At 64.6% G+C, this 19,432-nt stretch carries 18 protein-coding genes; 5 read left to right on the top strand and 13 right to left on the bottom strand.

Features of this window, described 5'->3' with window-relative positions; translation table 11 throughout:
• Positions 1-62 precede the first annotated feature (62 nt).
• The 6 genes from L0B83_RS11435 to L0B83_RS11410 all read right to left on the bottom strand — a co-directional run bounded on the left by L0B83_RS11435 (position 63) and on the right by L0B83_RS11410 (position 6,292).
• A complete protein-coding gene (locus L0B83_RS11435) occupies positions 63-950 on the bottom strand; it encodes a sugar phosphate isomerase/epimerase family protein (protein WP_234758566.1) in 888 nt (295 codons plus the stop codon).
• Positions 947-2,158: a Gfo/Idh/MocA family protein gene (locus L0B83_RS11430; protein ID WP_234758564.1), complete on the bottom strand. Its 1,212-nt coding sequence runs from the start codon at positions 2,156-2,158 to the stop codon at positions 947-949. The genes L0B83_RS11435 and L0B83_RS11430 overlap by 4 nt, the downstream gene beginning before the upstream one ends.
• A complete protein-coding gene (locus L0B83_RS11425; protein WP_234758563.1) occupies positions 2,155-3,000 on the bottom strand; it encodes a sugar phosphate isomerase/epimerase family protein in 846 nt (281 codons plus the stop codon). The genes L0B83_RS11430 and L0B83_RS11425 overlap by 4 nt, the downstream gene beginning before the upstream one ends.
• Positions 3,001-3,002: 2 nt before the next feature.
• Positions 3,003-3,836, bottom strand: a complete 834-nt coding sequence (locus L0B83_RS11420; RefSeq protein ID WP_234758614.1) for a carbohydrate ABC transporter permease — start codon at positions 3,834-3,836, stop codon at positions 3,003-3,005.
• An 83-nt stretch (positions 3,837-3,919) separates the two neighbouring features.
• Positions 3,920-4,882 carry a carbohydrate ABC transporter permease gene (locus tag L0B83_RS11415; RefSeq protein WP_234758613.1) on the bottom strand — a complete coding sequence of 321 codons (963 nt, stop codon included), beginning with the start codon at positions 4,880-4,882 and terminating at the stop codon, positions 3,920-3,922.
• Positions 4,883-4,927: 45 nt separating this feature from the next.
• Complete coding sequence (locus L0B83_RS11410; protein ID WP_234758561.1) at positions 4,928-6,292, bottom strand: ABC transporter substrate-binding protein; 1,365 nt, start codon at positions 6,290-6,292, stop codon at positions 4,928-4,930.
• 184 nt (positions 6,293-6,476) lie between these two features.
• Between L0B83_RS11410 and L0B83_RS11405 the strand changes: the two genes are divergently transcribed.
• From L0B83_RS11405 to L0B83_RS11390, 4 genes are all read left to right on the top strand, one after another.
• Positions 6,477-7,499 carry a LacI family DNA-binding transcriptional regulator gene (locus L0B83_RS11405; RefSeq protein ID WP_234758560.1) on the top strand — a complete coding sequence of 341 codons (1,023 nt, stop codon included), beginning with the start codon at positions 6,477-6,479 and terminating at the stop codon, positions 7,497-7,499.
• Between the two features lie 163 nt (positions 7,500-7,662).
• Positions 7,663-8,484: an NAD(+) synthase gene (gene nadE, locus L0B83_RS11400; RefSeq protein ID WP_234758558.1), complete on the top strand. Its 822-nt coding sequence runs from the start codon at positions 7,663-7,665 to the stop codon at positions 8,482-8,484.
• Positions 8,485-8,733: 249 nt separating this feature from the next.
• The gene (locus L0B83_RS11395; RefSeq protein ID WP_234758553.1) at positions 8,734-10,449 is read left to right on the top strand and encodes an AMP-binding protein; all 1,716 of its coding nucleotides are present in this window, start codon (positions 8,734-8,736) and stop codon (positions 10,447-10,449) included.
• A 27-nt stretch (positions 10,450-10,476) separates the two neighbouring features.
• Positions 10,477-10,983: a MarR family winged helix-turn-helix transcriptional regulator gene (locus tag L0B83_RS11390; RefSeq protein ID WP_234758612.1), complete on the top strand. Its 507-nt coding sequence runs from the start codon at positions 10,477-10,479 to the stop codon at positions 10,981-10,983.
• A gap of 5 nt (positions 10,984-10,988) precedes the next feature.
• Here the strand turns inward: L0B83_RS11390 and L0B83_RS11385 are convergent, their stop codons facing one another.
• The 7 genes from L0B83_RS11385 to L0B83_RS11355 all read right to left on the bottom strand — a co-directional run bounded on the left by L0B83_RS11385 (position 10,989) and on the right by L0B83_RS11355 (position 18,461).
• On the bottom strand, positions 10,989-11,768 hold the full coding sequence (locus tag L0B83_RS11385; RefSeq protein WP_234758551.1) for an enoyl-CoA hydratase: 780 nt from the start codon (positions 11,766-11,768) through the stop codon (positions 10,989-10,991).
• 40 nt (positions 11,769-11,808) lie between these two features.
• Positions 11,809-12,729 carry a 3-hydroxyisobutyrate dehydrogenase gene (gene mmsB, locus L0B83_RS11380; protein WP_234758548.1) on the bottom strand — a complete coding sequence of 307 codons (921 nt, stop codon included), beginning with the start codon at positions 12,727-12,729 and terminating at the stop codon, positions 11,809-11,811.
• Entirely contained in the window at positions 12,722-13,768 is a 1,047-nt protein-coding gene (locus tag L0B83_RS11375; protein ID WP_234758547.1) for an enoyl-CoA hydratase/isomerase family protein, read from the bottom strand. The genes mmsB and L0B83_RS11375 overlap by 8 nt, the downstream gene beginning before the upstream one ends.
• Complete coding sequence (locus tag L0B83_RS11370; RefSeq protein ID WP_234758546.1) at positions 13,768-15,267, bottom strand: CoA-acylating methylmalonate-semialdehyde dehydrogenase; 1,500 nt, start codon at positions 15,265-15,267, stop codon at positions 13,768-13,770. The genes L0B83_RS11375 and L0B83_RS11370 overlap by 1 nt, the downstream gene beginning before the upstream one ends.
• Positions 15,268-15,402: 135 nt before the next feature.
• Positions 15,403-16,788: a cryptochrome/photolyase family protein gene (locus L0B83_RS11365; RefSeq protein ID WP_234758545.1), complete on the bottom strand. Its 1,386-nt coding sequence runs from the start codon at positions 16,786-16,788 to the stop codon at positions 15,403-15,405.
• A gap of 74 nt (positions 16,789-16,862) precedes the next feature.
• The gene (locus tag L0B83_RS11360; RefSeq protein WP_234758544.1) at positions 16,863-17,564 is read right to left on the bottom strand and encodes a fasciclin domain-containing protein; all 702 of its coding nucleotides are present in this window, start codon (positions 17,562-17,564) and stop codon (positions 16,863-16,865) included.
• Between the two features lie 138 nt (positions 17,565-17,702).
• The gene (locus L0B83_RS11355) at positions 17,703-18,461 is read right to left on the bottom strand and encodes an IclR family transcriptional regulator (protein ID WP_234758611.1); all 759 of its coding nucleotides are present in this window, start codon (positions 18,459-18,461) and stop codon (positions 17,703-17,705) included.
• Positions 18,462-18,709: 248 nt separating this feature from the next.
• Between L0B83_RS11355 and L0B83_RS11350 the strand changes: the two genes are divergently transcribed.
• Positions 18,710-19,429 carry a CoA transferase subunit A gene (locus L0B83_RS11350; RefSeq protein WP_234758543.1) on the top strand — a complete coding sequence of 240 codons (720 nt, stop codon included), beginning with the start codon at positions 18,710-18,712 and terminating at the stop codon, positions 19,427-19,429.
• Positions 19,430-19,432: the final 3 nt, after the last annotated feature.

The raw sequence follows: 19,432 nt of genomic DNA, 5'->3' as shown, positions 1-19,432 counted from the left end.
CCGCGCGCCACCGTCACCCGCCGTAACCTGGGAAATATCCGCGCGAAGGCGTCGCGCACGGTCTAGGCGAAACCAGCCAGCGCGGCTGCCTTGCGGACATAGGCCAAGTTGGACGCCGTCCGTTCCTCCAGGGGAAGCTCGGTGGAAAAGTCCTCCAGCGTGACCCATGAGTCGTAGCCGACGTCGGCGAGCGCCCGGAAGTAGGCCAGGACGCTTGCTTGTCCTTCGGCTAAGGGCGCCCATTCGTTGACCCACACCGCACCGCCCGATTCGTCTTTCGAGTCGGTGCGGACCCAGCGTGCGTTCTTCACGTGGACGTGTGCCAAGTACGGGCCCAGGAGCTGGAGTGCGGGCAGCGGTGATTCCCAGCCCTCGATCAGCAGGTTGCCGAGGTCATGGATAACGCCGACGTGCCGCGGATCCAGCCCATCCAACAACCGCCGGGCCGCGGAGGCCGACGCCGTCACGGTTCCATGGTGCAGTTCCACAAGGGCTTTGACGCCGTGGTGTGCTGCACGCGAAGCGACCCACTCATAGTGCTCCCGCGTGGCGGCAAAGAGCTCCGGGTAGGGCAGGCCTGTGGGTTCGCCGCCGCCCATGTTCGAGTTGCCCAGCGGCAGCACGTTCACCCGGACTTGCCTGGCACCCAAGGCCGCGGTCGCCGCGAGCACCCGCTCGACGTCGTCGTGGTTGTCGCAGCGGGCGTATCCGCCAAGGCCCGAGAACTCGAGCCCTGCTTCGGCGGTGAGCCGGGCAATCTCCGGGACCGAATCCTCCAGTCCCTTCATGGGCCAGGTGGCACGGTTCCCTGCCCAGAAGCCCGGTTCTGCCGCGTCGGCCTGGTCCGTGACCCGCCATTCGACGCCGTCCCAGCCCTGGGCGGCAAGCTTGGTGGCGGCTTCCTCGGGCGACCATTCGGGCGTGGAAGCGGTGAAGACGGAGAACTTCATGCCGAGACCCCTGCACGGGTGTCAGGGTGGGAAGCGGACCCGCCGGTACGGACCTCCACGTCGTTGTACTTGCCCGCGATGACATCGGCGATCAGCACCGGCTGCCCCAGCGTTGCCGAGACGTACAGGGCACGCACCGTAGCCAAGGCGGTCAGGGCGTCCCGGACAGTGACGCCGGCCGGGCGCCCCTCGCGGATCGCCGCAAGGATGTCGCGGTACTGCCGGACATGTCCGGCCGGATACACCGTCGGATCCAGTGCTTCGACCTTGTCGTCCGGATATTTGGCGAGTTCGACGGCGGCCTGGTTACCACCTCCGAGGATGCCCATGGCGCTGCTCTCCGAAGGATCGGCGGCATCTGACGCGTGGAAGTACGCGAGGTCGTCGTTGTCAATCACCGCTGAACCCTTGCTGCCCATCACCTGGAGGCGCACCGTCAGGCCAGGGTACGCCGCCGTTGTCGCGTGCAGCACGGCAAGCGCGCCGGACTCGAACGTAACGGTGGCTACGGCCGTGTCTTCAACCTCAACGCCTTCGTGGGCGAGGAGGGCGGTTTTGGCGCTGATCTCGACAGGCCGGCCCAGGAACCACAAGAGCAGGTCCACGGTGTGAACGCCCTGGTTCATGATGGCTCCACCGCCGTCCATGGCCCAGGTTCCGCGCCACGCGCCCGAATCGTAGTAGCTCTGGCTCCTCCACCAACTGACTGAGGCCACCGCGGAGGTCAGCGTGCCGAAACGGCCCGCCCGGCTGGCCTCGTCCACCACCCTGCTGGCCGGATCGAAGCGGTGCTGGCTGATCACCGTGGCCACCAGGCCCTTCGCCTCGGCAGCCTCGGCCGCAGCCAGGATTTCGTCCGCCTTGCTCAAGTCAACGTCAAGTGGCTTTTCGATCACGACGTGCTTGCCGGCGTCGAGCGCTTCCAGCGCTTGCTGGATGTGCAGTCCGCTGGGCGTAGAGATGATGACCAGACCCACGGGTACAGCGGCGAGCGCCTCGGCCAGCGTGGTGAAAACCGCAGGCTTCGGGTCGCCATTGGCTTCGATCTTTGCGGCCAGCGCCTCGGATGCCTCGGGAACCACATCCACCAGCGCGGTGATGACGATCTCCGGGAACTCGCGGGCGGCGGCCGAGTGGGTGCGGCCGATGACGCCGCACCCGACGATCGCTGCCCGGATCTGCGACTGAGCGTTTGAAGTTTCGCTCATTTTGCCTCCACTCCTGCTTCGCTCAGGACCTTCGCGAACGCCCTTGCGGCGATGCCGAACGCCGTCGGGCCGGAGAAGCCGCCGAGTCCATGGGCGCCGGCCAGATGCGGCTCGAGGCTGGCGAACCCGGTGTACCCATCGGCCTTCAAGGCTTCTACGGTACGGAGGACATCGCCGTCGCCCTCGCCCGCCGGGACCACTGCAGCGTTCGAGAACAAGGCATCCTTCACCTGCAGGTACTCAAGGTGCGGACGGAGCTTGGCGTAGCCTTCGTCGAAAGGCTTGACGCCTACCTGGACGAAATTCGCCGCGTCCCAAGCGACCTTCAGCGCGGGAGAAGCCACGGTTTCGATGATGTCCAGGACCCGCTCGGGGATGTCGCCGTAAATGTCCTTCTCGTTTTCGTGCAGAAGGACGACGCCGGACTGTTCGGCCACGTCCGCGAGGGCACGCATGCGCTCGATGACCGCATCCCGGATGCTCTCCACCGCCACGTCCGCGCCGTAGTAGAAGGAGAAGATCCGGATGTAGCGCGCGCCCAGGACCTTCGCGGCGTTGATTGCGCGGCGGAGCCTTTCCACCTCGTGCTCGACGGGAAGGGAAACATCCACTTTCCCGATCGGCGAGGCGATCGCGGATACCTTCATGTCCGCGGCATCCAACAAGGACTTCAATTCACCAAGCTGCGCGTCGTCCAGATCCACGATGTTGGTGCCCCAGGCGCTGCGGACCTCAATGTGGTTGGCGCCCAAGGCCTGCATCACGGCGATCTGGACCTTGGGGTCGTCGTCGATTTCGTCGCCGAAGCCCGAGAGCTCCCATTCGACAGCTGGCGTACTCATACTTACTTGACTCCTCCGGCGGTCAGGCCGCCCACTAGGTAACGCTGGAAAATCAGGTACAGGATGACCACCGGGGCAGCACACACAAGGGAAGCTGCCATCATCTGGCCGTAGAACGGAATCGCACCGCCTTCTTGCGAGGCACCGAATACCTGGAGCGCGACGGCGGCCGTCTGGCTTTCGGGCCGGGTCATGACTGAGGCGAACAAGACGTCGTTCCAGCCGAGCAGGAAGGCGAAAATACCGGAGACGACGACGCCGGGCCAGCTCAGGGGGAGGATGATCCGCACCAGCACGCCGATGTTGCTGGCGCCGTCGATCCTTGCGGCCTCTTCGAGTTCGCGCGGCAGGCCGCGCAGATAGGTGACCATCACCCACGTCGAGAACGGCATCGCGAAGGTCAGATAGGTGATGAACAAGCCCCACTGCGTGCCGATGACCTGGATACCCAGGTAGGTGGCCGACGAGGAGAACAGTACGAAGACCGGAAGGACCATGAGGGTGCCGGGCACCGACTGGAGACCCAACAGCCCGCGAAGGATCGTCAACCGGCCGCGGAACTGGTAACGGACCAGGACGTAGGCGGTGGCGATCGACATGAGCGCGGACACCACCGCGGTGGACCCTGCCACGAGCACGCTGTTGGTCAGGCCGGTGGCCAGTCCAACGCTCGTCCAGATCTTCGAATAGTTCTCGAAGGAGAAGCTGGACGGCAGGAACTCGCCCCTGGCCACGCCGATATCCGAGTTCACGGATGCGAGGAAGATGTAGGCCACCGGAATCAGGACCAGGGCACACAACGCCGTCAGGATGATGGCAAGCATGGGCCCCGGCATGAGCCGGGTCACTTCGTGCTGGCGTTTGGAGCCCGGACGGAAGTCCTCGCTTGCTTGGCGTCCGACGGCTGCAGTTGCGGTGCTCACTTCTTGCCTCCGGGTGTTTCGGCGTCGTCGAGCTTGACGGCCCGCAAATAGACGAACAAGGGAATCGCGATCAGGATCAGCGAAATGAACGCCATGGCCGCGCTGAGCCCGAACCGGAAGCTCTGGAAGCTGGTGACGTAGGTGAGGATCGGAAGCAGCTCCACATCGGACGGAGCGGGTATCCCGAACAGGACGAACGGCAAGGTGAAGTTGTTGATGTGGTGCAGCATGCCGATCAGGAACGCCAACGAGAGCGGACCCTTGAGGTAGGGGAAGACCACGTAGCGGAGTTTGTTCCACCACAGGGCGCCGTCCAGGGCCGAGGCCTCGTGGACCTCATGGTCCACTGACTGGAGCCCGGACAACGCCAGCAAGTAGACAAACGGCCACGATGCCCAGATCTGGACCAGGATCAGCGTCCAATATGAGTTCGGGCCGTTAAGCCACAGGCCGGCATCGATGCCCACCGAATGCAGCAGTGAATCGATGACGCTGCCCGGCTGGAACATGGTCCGCCAGACCGTCGCCACCACAAAGGAGGGAAGGACATAGGGGATCAGGAAGATGGAACGGATTACTGCCCGGCCCTTGAACGCGTTCTGGGTGGCGACCGCACCGGCGATGCCGAGCGGGATGGTGACCACCATGGCGAGCAAGGAGTAGCTGACGCTGAGCCAGATGGCGTGCAGCAAAGGCGATGCGGTCAGCGCTTCGACGAAGTTCTGGACTCCGATGAACGGAGCGCTGACCCACTTGCGCAGCGAATACTGGTCAAGGTCCAGGCCTGACATGAAGATGCCGAGCAGGAGCGGCACCACGATGATGATGATCATCAGCAGGCCGCCGGGGATCAGCATCCACAAGGGGCGGTTGCGTTCGCTCAGCCCCTTGCGGCGCCTCGAGGTATTGTCCTGAGACTGCGGGCCCGGCTTGGCGTCGCGGGACGACTTACGGCGCATCGGCTTGCCCGCAGTCAGTGAATCGGTGGACATGTCGGTTCCTGCTTACTTGGATGCCCGGTCGAGTGAGGCTTGGCCCTTGGACTGTGCGTCCTTGATGCGCGCCTGGAGGCTCGAGTCGTCCACGGAACCCTTGGAAAGGTCAGGGATCGACTGGACCACTACGTTGGTGAGGGCGAGCTGGATGTCACCCCAGGCTCCGGTGAACGGAGTGGCCTTGGACTTCGCTGCGGTGTCGGCAACCGGTTTCAGCGCGGGGTTGTCCAGCGACTTCAGCGCTTCGGCGTTGGCAGGCAGGTCACCGAAGATCTTCTGGTAGTTCAACTGCTCGTCCTTGGACGTGATCAGGTTGATGTAGGCGAAGGCCAGGTCCTTCTGCTTGGAGTAGTCGGCGACAACCACGTTGTCACCGGACAGGATGCTGGCGGCATTCGCGCCGTCGCCCTTCGGGGACGACTGGCCCGGCGCCGTCGTCGGCATGGCCGTGTAGGCGTACTTGCCCGCGACCGCCGACTTGTCGAGCGTCGGGAGGGAGCTGGAGGTGGTCATCATCAGGTACCCGGCCTTGCCGGAGGCAAAGGCGGCAACTGCGTTGCTGTTGCTCCATCCGATGGAAGCCGGGTCCACAACCTTGTCCTTGGTAAGCCATCCGAAGTAGGTTTCATAGGCCTTCTTGACGGCCGGGTCGTCAAGCTTGAGGGTCTTGCCGTCGACGAGCGGGTTTCCTGCCTGGACGGACATGGCCCAGATGAACTTCCAGGGATCGAAGTTGTCCTTGTAGCCCGTAGCCAGGCCGAAGGTGCCGGTGGACGGGTCGGTCATCTTCTTCGCCTGGGTTGCGAGCTCGTCCCAGCTGGTGGCGGGCTTGTCGATCCCGGCCGCTTTCAGGATGTCCTTGTTGTAGGCCATCACGAACGGCCGGCTGACGAAGGGAATACCCGCTTGGTGCTGGGCGTCCGGGCCGGAAATTCCGAGGGCGGCCTGGTTGAACTTGTCCTTCCCGCCTACCTTCTTCCAGTCGTCGTCGGACAATGTCACGAAGGCCTTGGTGGCAAAGGCCGTGGGCGTGAAGGTGGTGCCCAGGCTGTAGATGTCCGGTCCCTGTCCGGAGACGACGGAGGTCTGGATGCGGGTCAGTTCGTCGTTGGCCGAAGCGAACGTTTCGAATTCCACGTCTGCACCGGTCTGCGCCTTGAACTTGGCCGCGATGTCGGTGAACCACTGCTTCTGCTGGGCCGAGTACTGGTTGTTGACGCCGGTCAGGACGCTCAACTTCTTGCCCTTGCCGTCAACAGGTCCGACAGTCCCCCCCGATCCCCCTGAACTGGTGCTTCCGCCTCCGCAGGCGGTCAAAGCTAGGGCGGCCGTTACGACAACAGCGGCAAATTTGGCGGACGATGCAAACTTCATTGTTTTCCTCCCTGGAGCCCGATGACCACATTGGCGTGGCGTGCGTCACATCGGGTGCTTGCTCCGAGTTTAGGCACGCGAAACGACAATGACAAGCGATTGCCAAAAATTGTCATCGGTGCTGCAATTGTGGGACAAGTCACTCGTCGATGAGCGGCTGCGACGGATGAGGAATACCTAGGCGATGGCAGAACTCCAGCTCCGGTCACCGGGCAGGCAGCCCACGATCCGCGATGTCGCGGAGCTTGCGGGGGTGGCAACATCAACCGTCTCAAGGGCCCTGAGTAATCCCGGCAGGGTCAACCGCGTTACGCGCGAGCGGATCGAAGAAGCGGCTGCGCAGTTGAATTACATACCGAGCTCCCAAGCCCGCGGGCTGAGCTCCGGACGGACCCAGACCGTTGCCGTCCTGGTCCCGGACATCACCAATCCGTTCTACTTCGACATCATCCGCGGGACGCAGCACCAGTTGAAGGCCGCCGGTTACACGCAACTGCTCGTTGACACCGAGGAATCGGCGGAGATGGAGGCAGATGCCCTGCAGAAGATGCGCCGCTCGGCAGACGGCTTCATCCTTGCCGCATCCCGCCTCACGGACGCGCAACTGGCCGAGGCGGCGGCACAGCAGCCCCTGGTCACCATCAACCGGGCCCCGGCCATCGCACCCACCGTGGTGATCGATACGCCGTCGGCCATCATCCAGGCGCTGGAACACCTGGTATCGCTGGGGCACACAAGGATCTGCTTTGTCGGAGGCCCGGCCACCTCCTGGTCCAACGCCAAGCGGTGGCAAGCGTTCCAGGAGGAAACCGCCGAACGGAAGCTGACCACATTCAGCGTGGGACCGTTCCCGCCCAAGACCACCTCCGGAGCGGCCGCAGCGGACGCCGCCGTGCACACAGGGGCTACTGCCTGCATCGTGTTCAATGACCTGCTTGCCATCGGAATGCTGCAGCGCCTGCGCGAACGCGGCATCCGGGTGCCTGAGGACATGAGCATCGTCGGATGCGACGACATCTTCGGCGCCGATTTCTGCAACCCTCCGCTGACCACCATGGCGTCGCCCATTGAACAGGCCGGACGCGTGGCAGTGTCCATGCTGCTGTCCAGCCTGAATCCCCAATACGGCGGCACCAGCCGGCGCCTGGCAGTCATGCCCACGCACCTCACGGTCCGGGCCTCCACCGGAGCCGCCCCGGAGCGCTAGCCCACCCGACGCTCACTCACCTACCGCCCGTTTCACCCCTACGCCCGGTCACCTACCGCAAGTTTCCACCCGACGCCCGGTCACCTACCGCACGAGCTCTTTCCGATTGACTTCAGGGCGACACAGTTGAGTGATCCAAGCACTCGTTATTAGTGTTGGTGACATGCGCACACTCCAGGCCGAAATCATCGCGGAAATGGGCGTCCAGCCCCGGATTGACCCTGCAGAGGAGGTCCGTAAACGCGTCACGTTCCTCAAGGAGTACCTCAAGGCCACACGGACCAACGGCTTTGTCCTCGGCATTTCGGGCGGACTGGATTCGTCCCTTGCCGGGAGACTCGCGCAATTGGCTGTCGAGGAGCTCGAGGCCGAGGGTGTTGACGCAAACTTCGTTGCGGTCCGGCTCCCCTACGGCACCCAGCACGACGAGGACGACGCCCAGGCCGCCTTGGACTTCATCCAGGCCAAGACCGAGTGGACCTTCAACATTTCCCGCGCAGTGGACGGCTTCGAGGACGAGTTCGAAAAGACCACCGGCGCCGCCATTACGGACTTCCACAAAGGCAACACCAAGGCCCGCGCCCGCATGCTGGCCCAGTACGCGCTCGCCGGTGAATACAACTACCTCGTCATCGGCACCGACCACGGCGCCGAGTCCGTCACCGGCTTCTTCACCAAATACGGCGACGGCGGCGCGGACATCCTTCCCCTCTTCGGCCTCAACAAGCGGCAGAACCGCGCACTGCTCGCCGAACTTGGCGCGCCCAACCGGATCTGGGAAAAGGTGCCCACCGCGGACCTCCTGGACGGATCGCCGGGGCGCACGGACGAAGACGAACTCGGTATTACCTACGACCAGATCGACGATTACCTCGAAGGCAAGGAAGTCACCGAAGGCGCCGCCGCGACCATCGAGGACAAGTACATGCGCACCCGCCACAAGCGCACTGTTCCGGTCACAATTTTCGATACATGGTGGAAGTAGCACACCCCTAAGCCGAGGCGCCGCCGTCACGCTGGGCAACTTTTCGCATTGCCCGACGGCGGCCTGCCGCGCCATTCCGGGGCACCGCCGTCGTCATCTTCGCAAAAGTATGCACTGCGTGACAGTCGCCGCCCGCACGGCCCCTTCCAAACCCTTGGATGTCCTAGTATATTGCAGTGAGGCGGATCACCCGGCCGGCTCCTGTCCGGTCCGCGCCTACACATTCCATGCAGGGGCGAAAGGCAGAGAATGACAGTCACCGACGACTTCCGTGCAGCCCGCGACCGGCTCCTTGAGCTGCGCACCGATTACTCCCGCGCACACAGCGAATTCCGGTGGCCCCGCTTCAGCGAGTTCAACTTTGCCCTCGACTGGTTCGACCAGATCGCGGCGAATCCCGCCACCGCCAACAACCCCGCGCTTGTCATCGTCGAGCAGGACGGCAGCTCCACCCGCCGCAGCTTCGCCGAGCTCTCCGCACGGTCCTCCCAGCTGGCCAACTGGCTCCGAGGCAAAGGCGTCAGCCGAGGCGACCGCATGATCATCATGCTCGGCAACCAGGTGGAACTGTGGGAGCTCATGCTCGCCGGGATCAAGCTCGGCGTGGTCCTGATTCCCACCACCACGCTCATGGGCCCACGCGACATCACGGATCGGGTGGAACGCGGCGGTGCCCGTTGGGCCGCCGTCGGAAGCGCCAACATCGCGAAGTTTGCCGACGTCCCGGGCGATTACACCCTCATCGAAGTGGGCGACGGCCAAACCAACGGCGCCCTCCAGTACGCCGAATCGGGTTCGGCTGAGGCGACGTTCATCCCGGATGGCCCCACCGCCGCAGACGAAACCATGCTGCTCTACTTCACCTCGGGCACCACGTCGCGGGCCAAGCTGGTGGAGCATACCCACACCTCGTACCCGGTGGGTCACCTCTCCACGATGTATTGGATCGGCCTGGAACCCGGGGACGTCCACCTCAACGTCGCGTCCCCCGGCTGGGCCAAGCACGCATGGTCCAACGTATTCACACCATGGATCGCCGAAGCCTGCGTTTTCGTCTACAACTACGAGCGCTTCGATGCCAAGGCACTCATGGAGCAGATGGGACGCGAAGGCGTCACGAGTTTCTGTGCCCCGCCCACCGTTTGGCGCATGCTCATCCAGGCCGACCTGACCATGCTCAAAACCCCGCCCACGAAGGTGGTTTCGGCGGGCGAACCCCTCAATGCCGAGGTGATCGGGCAAGTGGAGAGGGCCTGGGGCCAGACCATCCGCGACGGCTTCGGCCAGACGGAGACAACTGTCCAGGTCGCCAATACCCCTGGACAGCCCGTCAAGACGGGCTCGATGGGTCGGCCTCTTCCGGGTTACGACGTCGTGCTCGTAGACCCCGCCACCGGCGAAGAGGCCGACGACGGCGAGCTGTGCTTGCGCTTGGACCCCCGCCCCGTAGGGCTCATGAAGTCCTACTTTGGCGACCAGGAAAAGACGGCCGAGGCTTTCCGTGACGGGTATTACCACACGGGCGACATGGCCAGCAGGGATGCGAAGGGCGTTATCACCTACGTGGGCCGCGGGGACGATGTCTTCAAGTCATCGGACTACCGTTTGTCCCCTTTCGAACTCGAAAGCGTCCTGATCGAACACCCCGCCGTGGCGGAGGCCGCCGTCGTGCCTTCTCCGGATCCGGTGAAGCTTTCGGTGCCCAAGGCCTTCGTGGTCCTCGCCGCCGGATACGAGCCCGGTCCGGCCGTGGCGGAAGACATCCTCAGGTACTGCCGGCAGCACCTGGCACCGTTCAAGCGCATCCGGCGGCTCGAATTCGGCGAGTTACCGAAGACCATTTCCGGCAAGATCAGGCGCGTCGAACTTCGAGGCACAGAGGTGGCCCGTCACGGAGACGGACCGCTCCCGGCCGGCCTGGGCGTTGAGTACACCGAGGACGAGTTTCCGAGTCTGAAAGAATAGGCAGCCAAGCAAATGTCAGGAGGAACCGTGGGCAGCCCGCTCCCCCGCGACCCCATCGCCGATGCCCAGCGAAACTGGGAACGCCACGGCTGGGGCGAAGTCGCCGCGCCCATGGCGGCCATCACCGCGATCATGCGCACGCAGCAAATCCTGCTGGCGCGGATCGAAGGCGTGCTGAAGCCGTTCGGCCTGACCTTCGCACGCTACGAGCTCCTGGCGCTGCTGAGTTTCGCCCGCAGCGGTGCGTTGCCCATGAACAAAGCCAGTGCGCTGCTCCAAGTGCATCCGACGTCGGTGACCAACGCCGTGGACCGCCTGGAGAAGGCAGCGCTCGTGGTCCGCTCCCCGCACCCCACCGACGGACGCACCACGCTGATCGAACTCACCGCCGAGGGCCGCACACTCGCGAAGCGCGCCACGACGGCACTCAACAACGAGGTCTTCGGCCGGTCCGGTTTCGGGGACGAGGACGTCGAGCACCTGATCCGTGTGCTGGGAGACTTCCGCAAGGCCGCGGGCGATTTCACGGACTAATGGGATTAGCGGTGCCTGAACTCCGGTTGCCGCTTCTCGGTGAACGCGGCCATGCCTTCCTTTTGGTCCTCGGTGGCGAACAGTGAGTGAAAGACCCGGCGTTCAAAGAGCACGCCTTGGGAGAGGCCGGTTTCGAAGGCTGCGTTGACCGCTTCCTTGGCCACCATGGCAACCGGCTTGGACTTGGACGCGATCACTTCCGCAGCCTTCAACGCCTCCTCCACCACGGACTCGGCCGGGACCACGCGGGACACGAGGCCTGCCCGTTCAGCTTCCCCGGCGTCCATGAACCGCCCGGTGAGGATCATGTCCATCGCTTTGGCCTTGCCCACGGCACGGGTCAACCGCTGCGAGCCGCCCATGCCGGGAATGACGCCCAGGTTGATTTCCGGTTGGCCGAACTTTGCATTGTCGCCGGCGACAATGACATCGCACATCATGGCAAGTTCGCACCCCCCGCCGAGGGCAAAGCCGGACACCGCGGCAACCACGGGAATGCGCAAGCGCGTGAGGTTTTCCCAGGCACGGAACCAGTCGGCAGCGTACATCTCCATGTACTCCTTGGATGCCATCTCTTTGATGTCTGCGCCTGCAGCGAAGGCTTTCTCCGAGCCGGCGATCACCACGGCACCCACTGCAGGATCCGCATCCATGTCTGATACAGCGGCCACAATCTCATTCATGGTGGCCTGGTTCAACGCGTTGAGCGCCTTCGGCCGGTTCAGGGTCACCAAGCCCACCCGTCCACGGAGTTCCACCAGGATGTTTTCATACTGCTGCGCCAAGCCGTGCCCCTTTTGTTGTTATGTGCTTGCCCCGCCAAGGCTACTTGGCGGACTTGTCCCGGATGTCCGTGATGATGCCCGAGAAGTCTCGTCCGGCACCGCCTTCGGCGGCGAAAGCGTCGTAAATTTTCGATGCGAGGTGCCCCATTTGCCCGTCCACTCCCGTACTCTCGAGCGCGTTGACCGCGAGCCGGAGGTCCTTCGCCATAAGTGCTCCGGCGAATCCGGGCTGGTAGTCGCGGTTGGCCGGGCTCGTGGGAACCGGGCCGGGAACCGGGCAATTGGTGGTCAGCGCCCAGCATTGCCCCGAGGCGTTGGAGGCGACGTCGAACAAAGCCTGGTGCGTCAGGCCCAGCTTCTCGCCGAGGACGAACGCCTCGCTGACAGCAATCATGGAAACGCCCAGGATCATGTTGTTGCAGACCTTGGCAGCCTGTCCGGCTCCGTGTTCGCCGCAATGCACGATCCTGCGGCCCATGTGTTCCAGGATCGGCTTCACGGTCTCGAAATCCTCCGGCAGCGCTCCCACCATGAAGGTCAGCGTCCCGGCTTCCGCACCCACCACGCCCCCGGAAACGGGCGCGTCCACGGAGCGGTGACCTGCTTCCACCGCAAGGGAAGCTGCCTCGCGGGCCTCGTCAACGTTGATGGTGGAGCAGTCAAGGAAGAGCGTGTTCGGCGCAGCTACGGCGAGCAGGCCCGGCGCTCCGTCCACTCCCCGGTAGGCGTCAAGGACGTGCTTGCCGCTGGGCAGCATGGTCAGGACAACGGATGCCCCGGCCACGGCCTCCGAAGCGGAATCCACCGTGGCAATGCCGTGTTCGCGGGCCGTCTCGAGTGCCGCGGGCACCGGATCGTACGCCACCACTTGATGCCCTGCCTTGACAAGGTTCACGGCCATCGGGCCGCCCATGTGGCCAAGGCCGAGGAAGGCAATGGTGCCGGAAGCTGCGTCAGACATGGTCGGACTCCTTTGAATCAAGTTTGAGTTCACGGTCGCCGAGCGGTGCGAAAAAGCCCTCGACGGAGGCCGGCGACACCTCCGCCAGGGAAGCCGGCTTCCACTGCGGGTTGCGGTCCTTGTCTACTACTTGCGCGCGGATGCCCTCGCGGAAATCCGGGCCGGCCAGGCAGCGCAGGCCAACACGGTATTCCTGCTCCAAAGCCGCCTCGAGGGAAAGCCCCCGGACGCGCCGCAACGACGCCAGGGTGACTTTCACGGCTGTAGGCGACTTCGCCTCGATGGTGTCCGCGGCCGCGGCCGCTTCCCCGCCGGCACCGCGGAGCCTCGCCACGATGTCCTCGGCGTCATCCGAAGCATAGGCGTCGTCGATCCAGTGCCGCTGGCCGGACAGCACCGAGGCCGGCGGTTCCTGCACGAAGCGCTCGACGGCGGCCTCCGCCGTCGAGCTTTCAAGCGCTTCCGCGAGCGCCGGGAGGCTTTCGGACGGGACGAAGTGGTCCGCGAGCCCCAAATACAGGGCGTCCGCTCCGCTCAAGTGCGCACCCGTGAGGGCCGCGTGCGTGCCGGACTCGCCCGGTGAGCGGGACAGCAGAAGGGTCCCGCCGACGTCGGGCACAAAACCGATGGTGGTTTCCGGCATGCCCGTACGGGTCCTCTCTGTGACCACCCGAACGGAACCGTGGGCCGATATCCCGACCCCGCCACCCAGGACCAACCCGTCCATGAAGGCCACGTAAGGCTTCGGATACCGGGCAATGAACGAGTTCAAGCGGTATTCCGCGGCCCAGAAGTCCGTGGTCTGGTCTCCGCGGCGCAGGATGTCGTCGTAGATGGCCACGATGTCACCACCCGCGCAGAGTCCGCGGTCTCCGGCGCCGTGCACCAGGACGGTCTTGACGGCGTCGTCGTCAGCCCAAGCGGTGAGTTGCTCCAGCATGGCGTGCACCATGCCCGCGGTGAGGGCATTGACCGCTTGGGGGCGGTTCAGGGTGATGACGCCGAGGTGGCCGCGTTTCTCGAAGTGAACGTCAGCCATCAGCTGCCAGCCGGCATCACGAAGCTGGCGCCCTGGCGAATACCGGAGGGCCAACGGGTGGTGACCGTCTTGGTCTTGGTGTAGAAGCGGAAGGCGTCCGGACCGTGCTGGTTGAGGTCGCCGAAGCCGGATGCCTTCCAGCCGCCGAAGGTGTAATAGGCAATCGGGACCGGGATGGGAACGTTGATGCCCACCATGCCGACCTCGACGCGGCTCGCAAAGTCGCGGGCTGCGTCGCCGTCGCGGGTGAAGATCGCGACGCCGTTGCCGAACTCGTGCTCGGAGCAAAGGCGCAGCGCTTCTTCGTAGTCGGCCGCGCGGAGGACGCTCAAGACCGGGCCGAAGATCTCTTCCTTGTAGATGGACATGTCCTTCGTGACGTTGTCGAAGAGGGTGGGGCCCACCCAGAAGCCTCCCGCGTAGCCGTCCACCTGCAGGTCGCGCCCATCGGTGACGAGGGTAGCGCCTTGGTCCACGCCCGCTTGGATGTAGCCCTCGATACGGTGCTTCGCCGAGGCGGCCACGACAGGTCCAAAGTCCGAATCCGCGGCCAGGCTGGGGCCCACCTTCAGGTCCTTGATACGGTCCTGCAACTTGGCGACAAGCCGATCGGCTGTTTCCTGGCCAACCGGAACGGCCACTGAAATCGCCATGCAACGCTCGCCGGCAGACCCGAAACCGGCGCCGATGAGGGCATCCGCGGCCATATCGAGATCGGCGTCGGGCATGACCACCATGTGGTTCTTGGCGCCGCCGAAGCACTGGGCGCGCTTCCCGTGGGCCGCGGCCGTTGCGTAAATGTACTGGGCGATCGGTGTGGATCCGACGAAGCCGATGGCCTTCACGCGCGGATCCTCGAGGAGGGTATCCACGGCTTCCTTGTCGCCGTTGACGACGTTGAAGACGCCGTCCGGCAATCCCGCCTCGGTGAAAAGTTCCGCCAGGCGCAGCGGCACGGACGGGTCGCGCTCCGAAGGCTTAAGGATGAAGGCATTGCCGGCAGCCAAGGCAGGGCCGGACTTCCAGAGCGGAATCATGGCCGGGAAGTTGAAGGGCGTGATGCCGGCGACGACGCCGAGCGGCTGGCGCATGGAGTGGACGTCGATGCCGGCGCCCGCATTGTCCGAGAATTCACCCTTGAGCAGGTGGGGAGCGCCGGCGGCGAACTCCACCACCTCGATGCCGCGCTGGATGTCGCCCTTGGAATCGGCGAACGTCTTGCCGTGCTCCGAGGAAAGGAGCGTGGCCAGTTCGTCCATGTGTTCGTTGACGAGGTCGACGAATTTCAGCAGGATCCGGCCGCGGCGCTGCGGGTTCATGGCGCCCCATTCGAGCTGGCCTTTTTCGGCGCTGGCAATGGCATTCCTGACCTCGTCGGCACTGGCCAGGGGAACGCGTGCCTGAACTTCGCCGGTGCAGGGATTGTAGACATCGCCAAAGCGCGGGGAGGTGCCGTCGACCCTCTGGCCGTCAATGTAGTGGGAAAGTTCGCGCACCATGGAATGCTCCTTTGCATAAGGGGAATGCCCGCCATCGGCCTCGAAGGCACATGTCCAACTGCGCTCCGGGGCGTCTTTGATCCCGAATATACTCGGACTTCCTACTAACTTCCAGAGCCCTCCGGCTCCCGCCGCTCAACGGGGAATGGAGCCGTAGGCATCCAGCGCTTCCCTGCGCGAGGCCTTAAGGTCCACCACCGGCTCCGGATACTCCGCAGTGGCGAGCTCGGGGATCCACTGGGCAACGTATCTGCCGTCCGGATCGAATTTCGCGGCCTGGGTCTCCGGGTTGAAGATGCGGAAGAACGGCGAGGCATCCGCGCCGGAACCGGCCACCCACTGCCAGTTGGCAGGATTGGACGCAGGGTCGGCATCCACCAAGGTGTCCCAGAACCATTGCTCGCCGACTTGCCAGTGGATGCCAAGATTCTTGACCAGGAGGCTGGCCGAGACCATGCGGACCCGGTTGTGCATCCATCCTGTGTGCCACAATTGCCGCTGGCCTGCGTCCACGATGGGGAACCCGGTGCGGCCCTCCTGCCATGCGCGAAGGAGTGCGGCGGCATCCTGGGTGCCTGCGCTGCTCGCCCGGGTGCCCGGCCAAGCCCACGGATAGTGGTCGAACCCGGACCGCAAGTTGGCCGTTGCAAGGTCGGGATGATGGAAGTATTGGTGCCAGCAGAATTCACGCCACCCGAGTTCGGAGGCAAAAACGGCCGTACTCTCGGCCAGTTCGCGGCGCCGGCCTTGCAGGGCGTGCCACACCTCGAACGGGCTGAGCTGTCCCCAGCGCAGGAAAGGCGACAAGCGGCTGCTACCCGCAAAGTCCGGCCGGTCCCGGTTCACCGAATAGTCCGCCAGCCCGTGCTCCACGAAGTCATCAAGGAACTCATGCGCCTGGGCTGACCCCGGCTGCCAGCTTTCGGAGAATCCGGCCGACCAATCGGGGTTCCGTGGCAGCAATCCCCATGCGTCCAGTTCTTCGGATTCAGGCAACTGGCCGGAGAATCCGCGGCCAGGTTCCGGGGCTTCGAAAGGTTCGCGGAAATCCTGCCCGGACACGGTACGCCAGAAGGGTGCGAAGACCTTGAATGGTCCGCCTTGTTTCGTGGTGACGTCCCACGGCTCGTGCAGCAACGAGGCTTGGAAACTCTCCGCGTGCATCCCCGACTCGCGGGCCCAGGCCTTGATGCCGGCGTCGAGCGTCCGCTCTGCCTCGCCGTAACGGCGGTTCCAGTACAGCGATCCGGAACCCATCGCCGTCGCGGCCTCCCGGATGATCTCGGCCGCCCGTCCGCGGCGCAGCAAAAGGGGCACGCCCAACGAGGCGAGTTCTTCGCGAAGGGCCAGCAAGGAGTGATGCAGCCACCAGCGGGAGGCGCCGCCGAGCGGCCTGATTCCCGGCGATTCCTCGTCGAGGACATACAGCGCGACGGCGGCACCGTCGTCGGCCGCGGCCCGCAGCGCCGGGTTGTCACTGGTCCGGAGGTCGTCCCGGAACCATACGATTGACGACTTCACTCTGTCCCCTCGGGTTTGCTGCAAAGGTCATGCCCCCTAGGACGAATCCTAAGGGGCATGATCGGCGTTGCGATTTACTTCGGCATCAGGACGCTGTCAACCAGGTACACCGTGGCGTTGGCGGTGTGGACGCCACCGCAGATAACGGCGGAGCCGCCGTCAACCTTCAGTGCGTCCTTGGTTCCCGTAACGGTCACCGAGTCACCCTCAACCGTCTTGTGGGTACCCACGATCTGGTCCGGGGTCAGCTGGCCGGGGACCACGTGGTAGGTGAGGATCTTGCTCAGGAGCGCGTCGTCGGTCTTGAGGGTGTCGACGGTAGCTGCGGGGACCTTGGCGAAGGCGCTGTCAACCGGAGCGAAGACGGTGAACTGGCTGCCGTTTAGGGTGTCCACCAGGTTCACCTTGGGGTTCAGCTTGCCGGACACGGCAGCCGTGAGGGTCTTGAGCAACGGGTTGTTGGAGGCGGCCACGGCTACGGGGTCGACAGCCATGCCCGCAACCGAACCTGCACCGCTCGGAACCTGGGAAGCGTAGCTTGCGCAGCCCGGGCCAACCAGGTCCTTGGTCGGGTCCATCGCGGCGCTTGCAGAGGCAGAGGGGGTCGCCATCTTGGTGGACGACGAGCTGGATGAGCTGGATGCGCTGGACGAGCTAGGAGCGGCGGATGACGGTGCTGCGGCCGTGGAGCCGGAGCCGCCACAAGCAGTGAGGCCCAGCAGGGCGGAAGCGGCGAGACCGGCGATCGCAAAAGACGTGCGCTTTGTAGCAAGCATGACATTTCTCCTTCAAACGTACTGACATTCGGGGCCGGTTGATTCCGGTGTGTGAAAGGACTTCACCCTGGCGGGCTAAGTACTTATGCCAGCTATTCGGAGGTGCGGCTCGGGCGGATGGGTGGGGTTTGAAAAAAATTATTGAGGGAGCCCCGCGGAGCTCATGCGGTGGGCTTCTTCCAGGAGTAACTTGCCCAGGAACGCCTGGCGTTCAGGACGGAACCGGGGCTCGATCCCGGTGAGGGACAGAGCGCCGATCGGCCGGCCCAGTTGATCGAAGACGGCGGCGGCCATTCCCCAACTCCCCTCGAGGACCAGACCGGGATTCACTGAGTACCCGGCCAAGCGGGTCTGCTCGAGGTTGCGCCGCACCACGGTCTCGGTGTGGTTGGCGGCGAAATCCCCCGCATGCCGTTCCCATCCGGACAGGATCGTTTCCCTCTCATCGTCCGCCAGGAAGGCCATGATCGCCGTGCCTGCCGACGCCACCCCGAGCGGGAACCGGACGCCCTCATGCAACACGAATGAACGCACGGGGAAGCTGCCTTCTTCGCGAAGCACGCACACGGTTTCGTGGCCACGGCGGATCGAGTAGAAGGCACTTTCCCCGCTCTCTTCGGCCAGCCGGCGCAGGCTGGGCCGGGCCAGGTCCTCAAATGGGAAACGCGCGGCGGCCACGGACCCCAGCAGGAAAATCTCGGGCCCCAAGATCCAGTTGCCGGTCCGCTGGTCATGATCGAGCAGACCGTCGGCGGCGAGGGAGGCGAGCAAACGGTGTACGGTCGGGCGCGTCAGGCCGGACTCGCGGACCAGGCCAGCGGTGGACATGCCCTCCGGTTTGCGGCCCACGAGCCGGAGGAGGGCAGCGACCCGGGCCACCACTTGGGCGCCCTGCATCGGCTTGGTGTGCGGCTGTTGAGTCGGCAACTCTGCTCCCTCCAAAGTTTTCCTCCACAATGTGGACACTTACAAGAGTAGCGTCCACACTGTGCGAGTTCAGCCTTACCGGCCATTCGACGCCGTTGACCCTTCGCCCCGAGCGCCCATAAGCTCCTTGCCAACAACCAGCACAGACAACGCGCTCAGCCTCTGTCCACAAAGTGGATAGCCGCCGGGCGGCCATACTCAAAGACGAGGACAACGCCATGGCCAAAATCCGAGCCAACGCCGCCATTGCACTGCAAGACGTCCTGCGCGACGGCCAGACGATCGCCGTCGGCGGCTTCGGGCTCAGCGGCATCCCCGCGGACCTGATCGACGCCGTCCGCGATTCCGGTGTCAAGGACCTGACGGTGGTCTCCAACAACATGGGCATTGACGGCAAGGGGCTCGGCGTCCTGATCGAAGCCGGCCAGGTCCGCAAGGTCATCGCCTCCTATGTGGGCGAGAACAAGCTCTTCGCGGAGCAATACCTCTCCGGCCAGCTTGAAGTCGAGTTCGCTCCCCAGGGAACCCTCGCCGAACGGCTCCGCGCCGGCGGTGCCGGCATCCCGGCGTTCTACACGCGGACAGGCGTCGGAACCCTGGTTGCCGAAGGAAAACACCTCGAAGAGTTCGACGGCGTCACGTACGTCCGCGAGCGCGGGATCGTCGCCGACGTCGCACTGGTCCACGCGCACACCGCGGACACGGACGGCAACCTGATTTACCGCTACACGGCACGGAACTTCAACCCAGTGGTGGCGACGGCGGGGATCGTGACCATCGCCGAGGCCGAAGTTATAGTGCAGCCCGGTGATTTGGACCCCAACCACATCGTGACTCCGGGCGTCTACGTCCAACGGCTGGTCCAGGCGAGTGGCCGCACCAAGGACATCGAGCAACGCACCGTGCGCCCGCGGCCGGAATGCGTCCCGGCAGCCTGACCA

It is taken from the genome of Arthrobacter alkaliphilus (genome assembly GCF_021483235.1).
GTDB lineage: Bacteria > Actinomycetota > Actinomycetes > Actinomycetales > Micrococcaceae > Arthrobacter > Arthrobacter alkaliphilus.
This window is presented reverse-complemented; position numbering and strand designations above follow the sequence as displayed.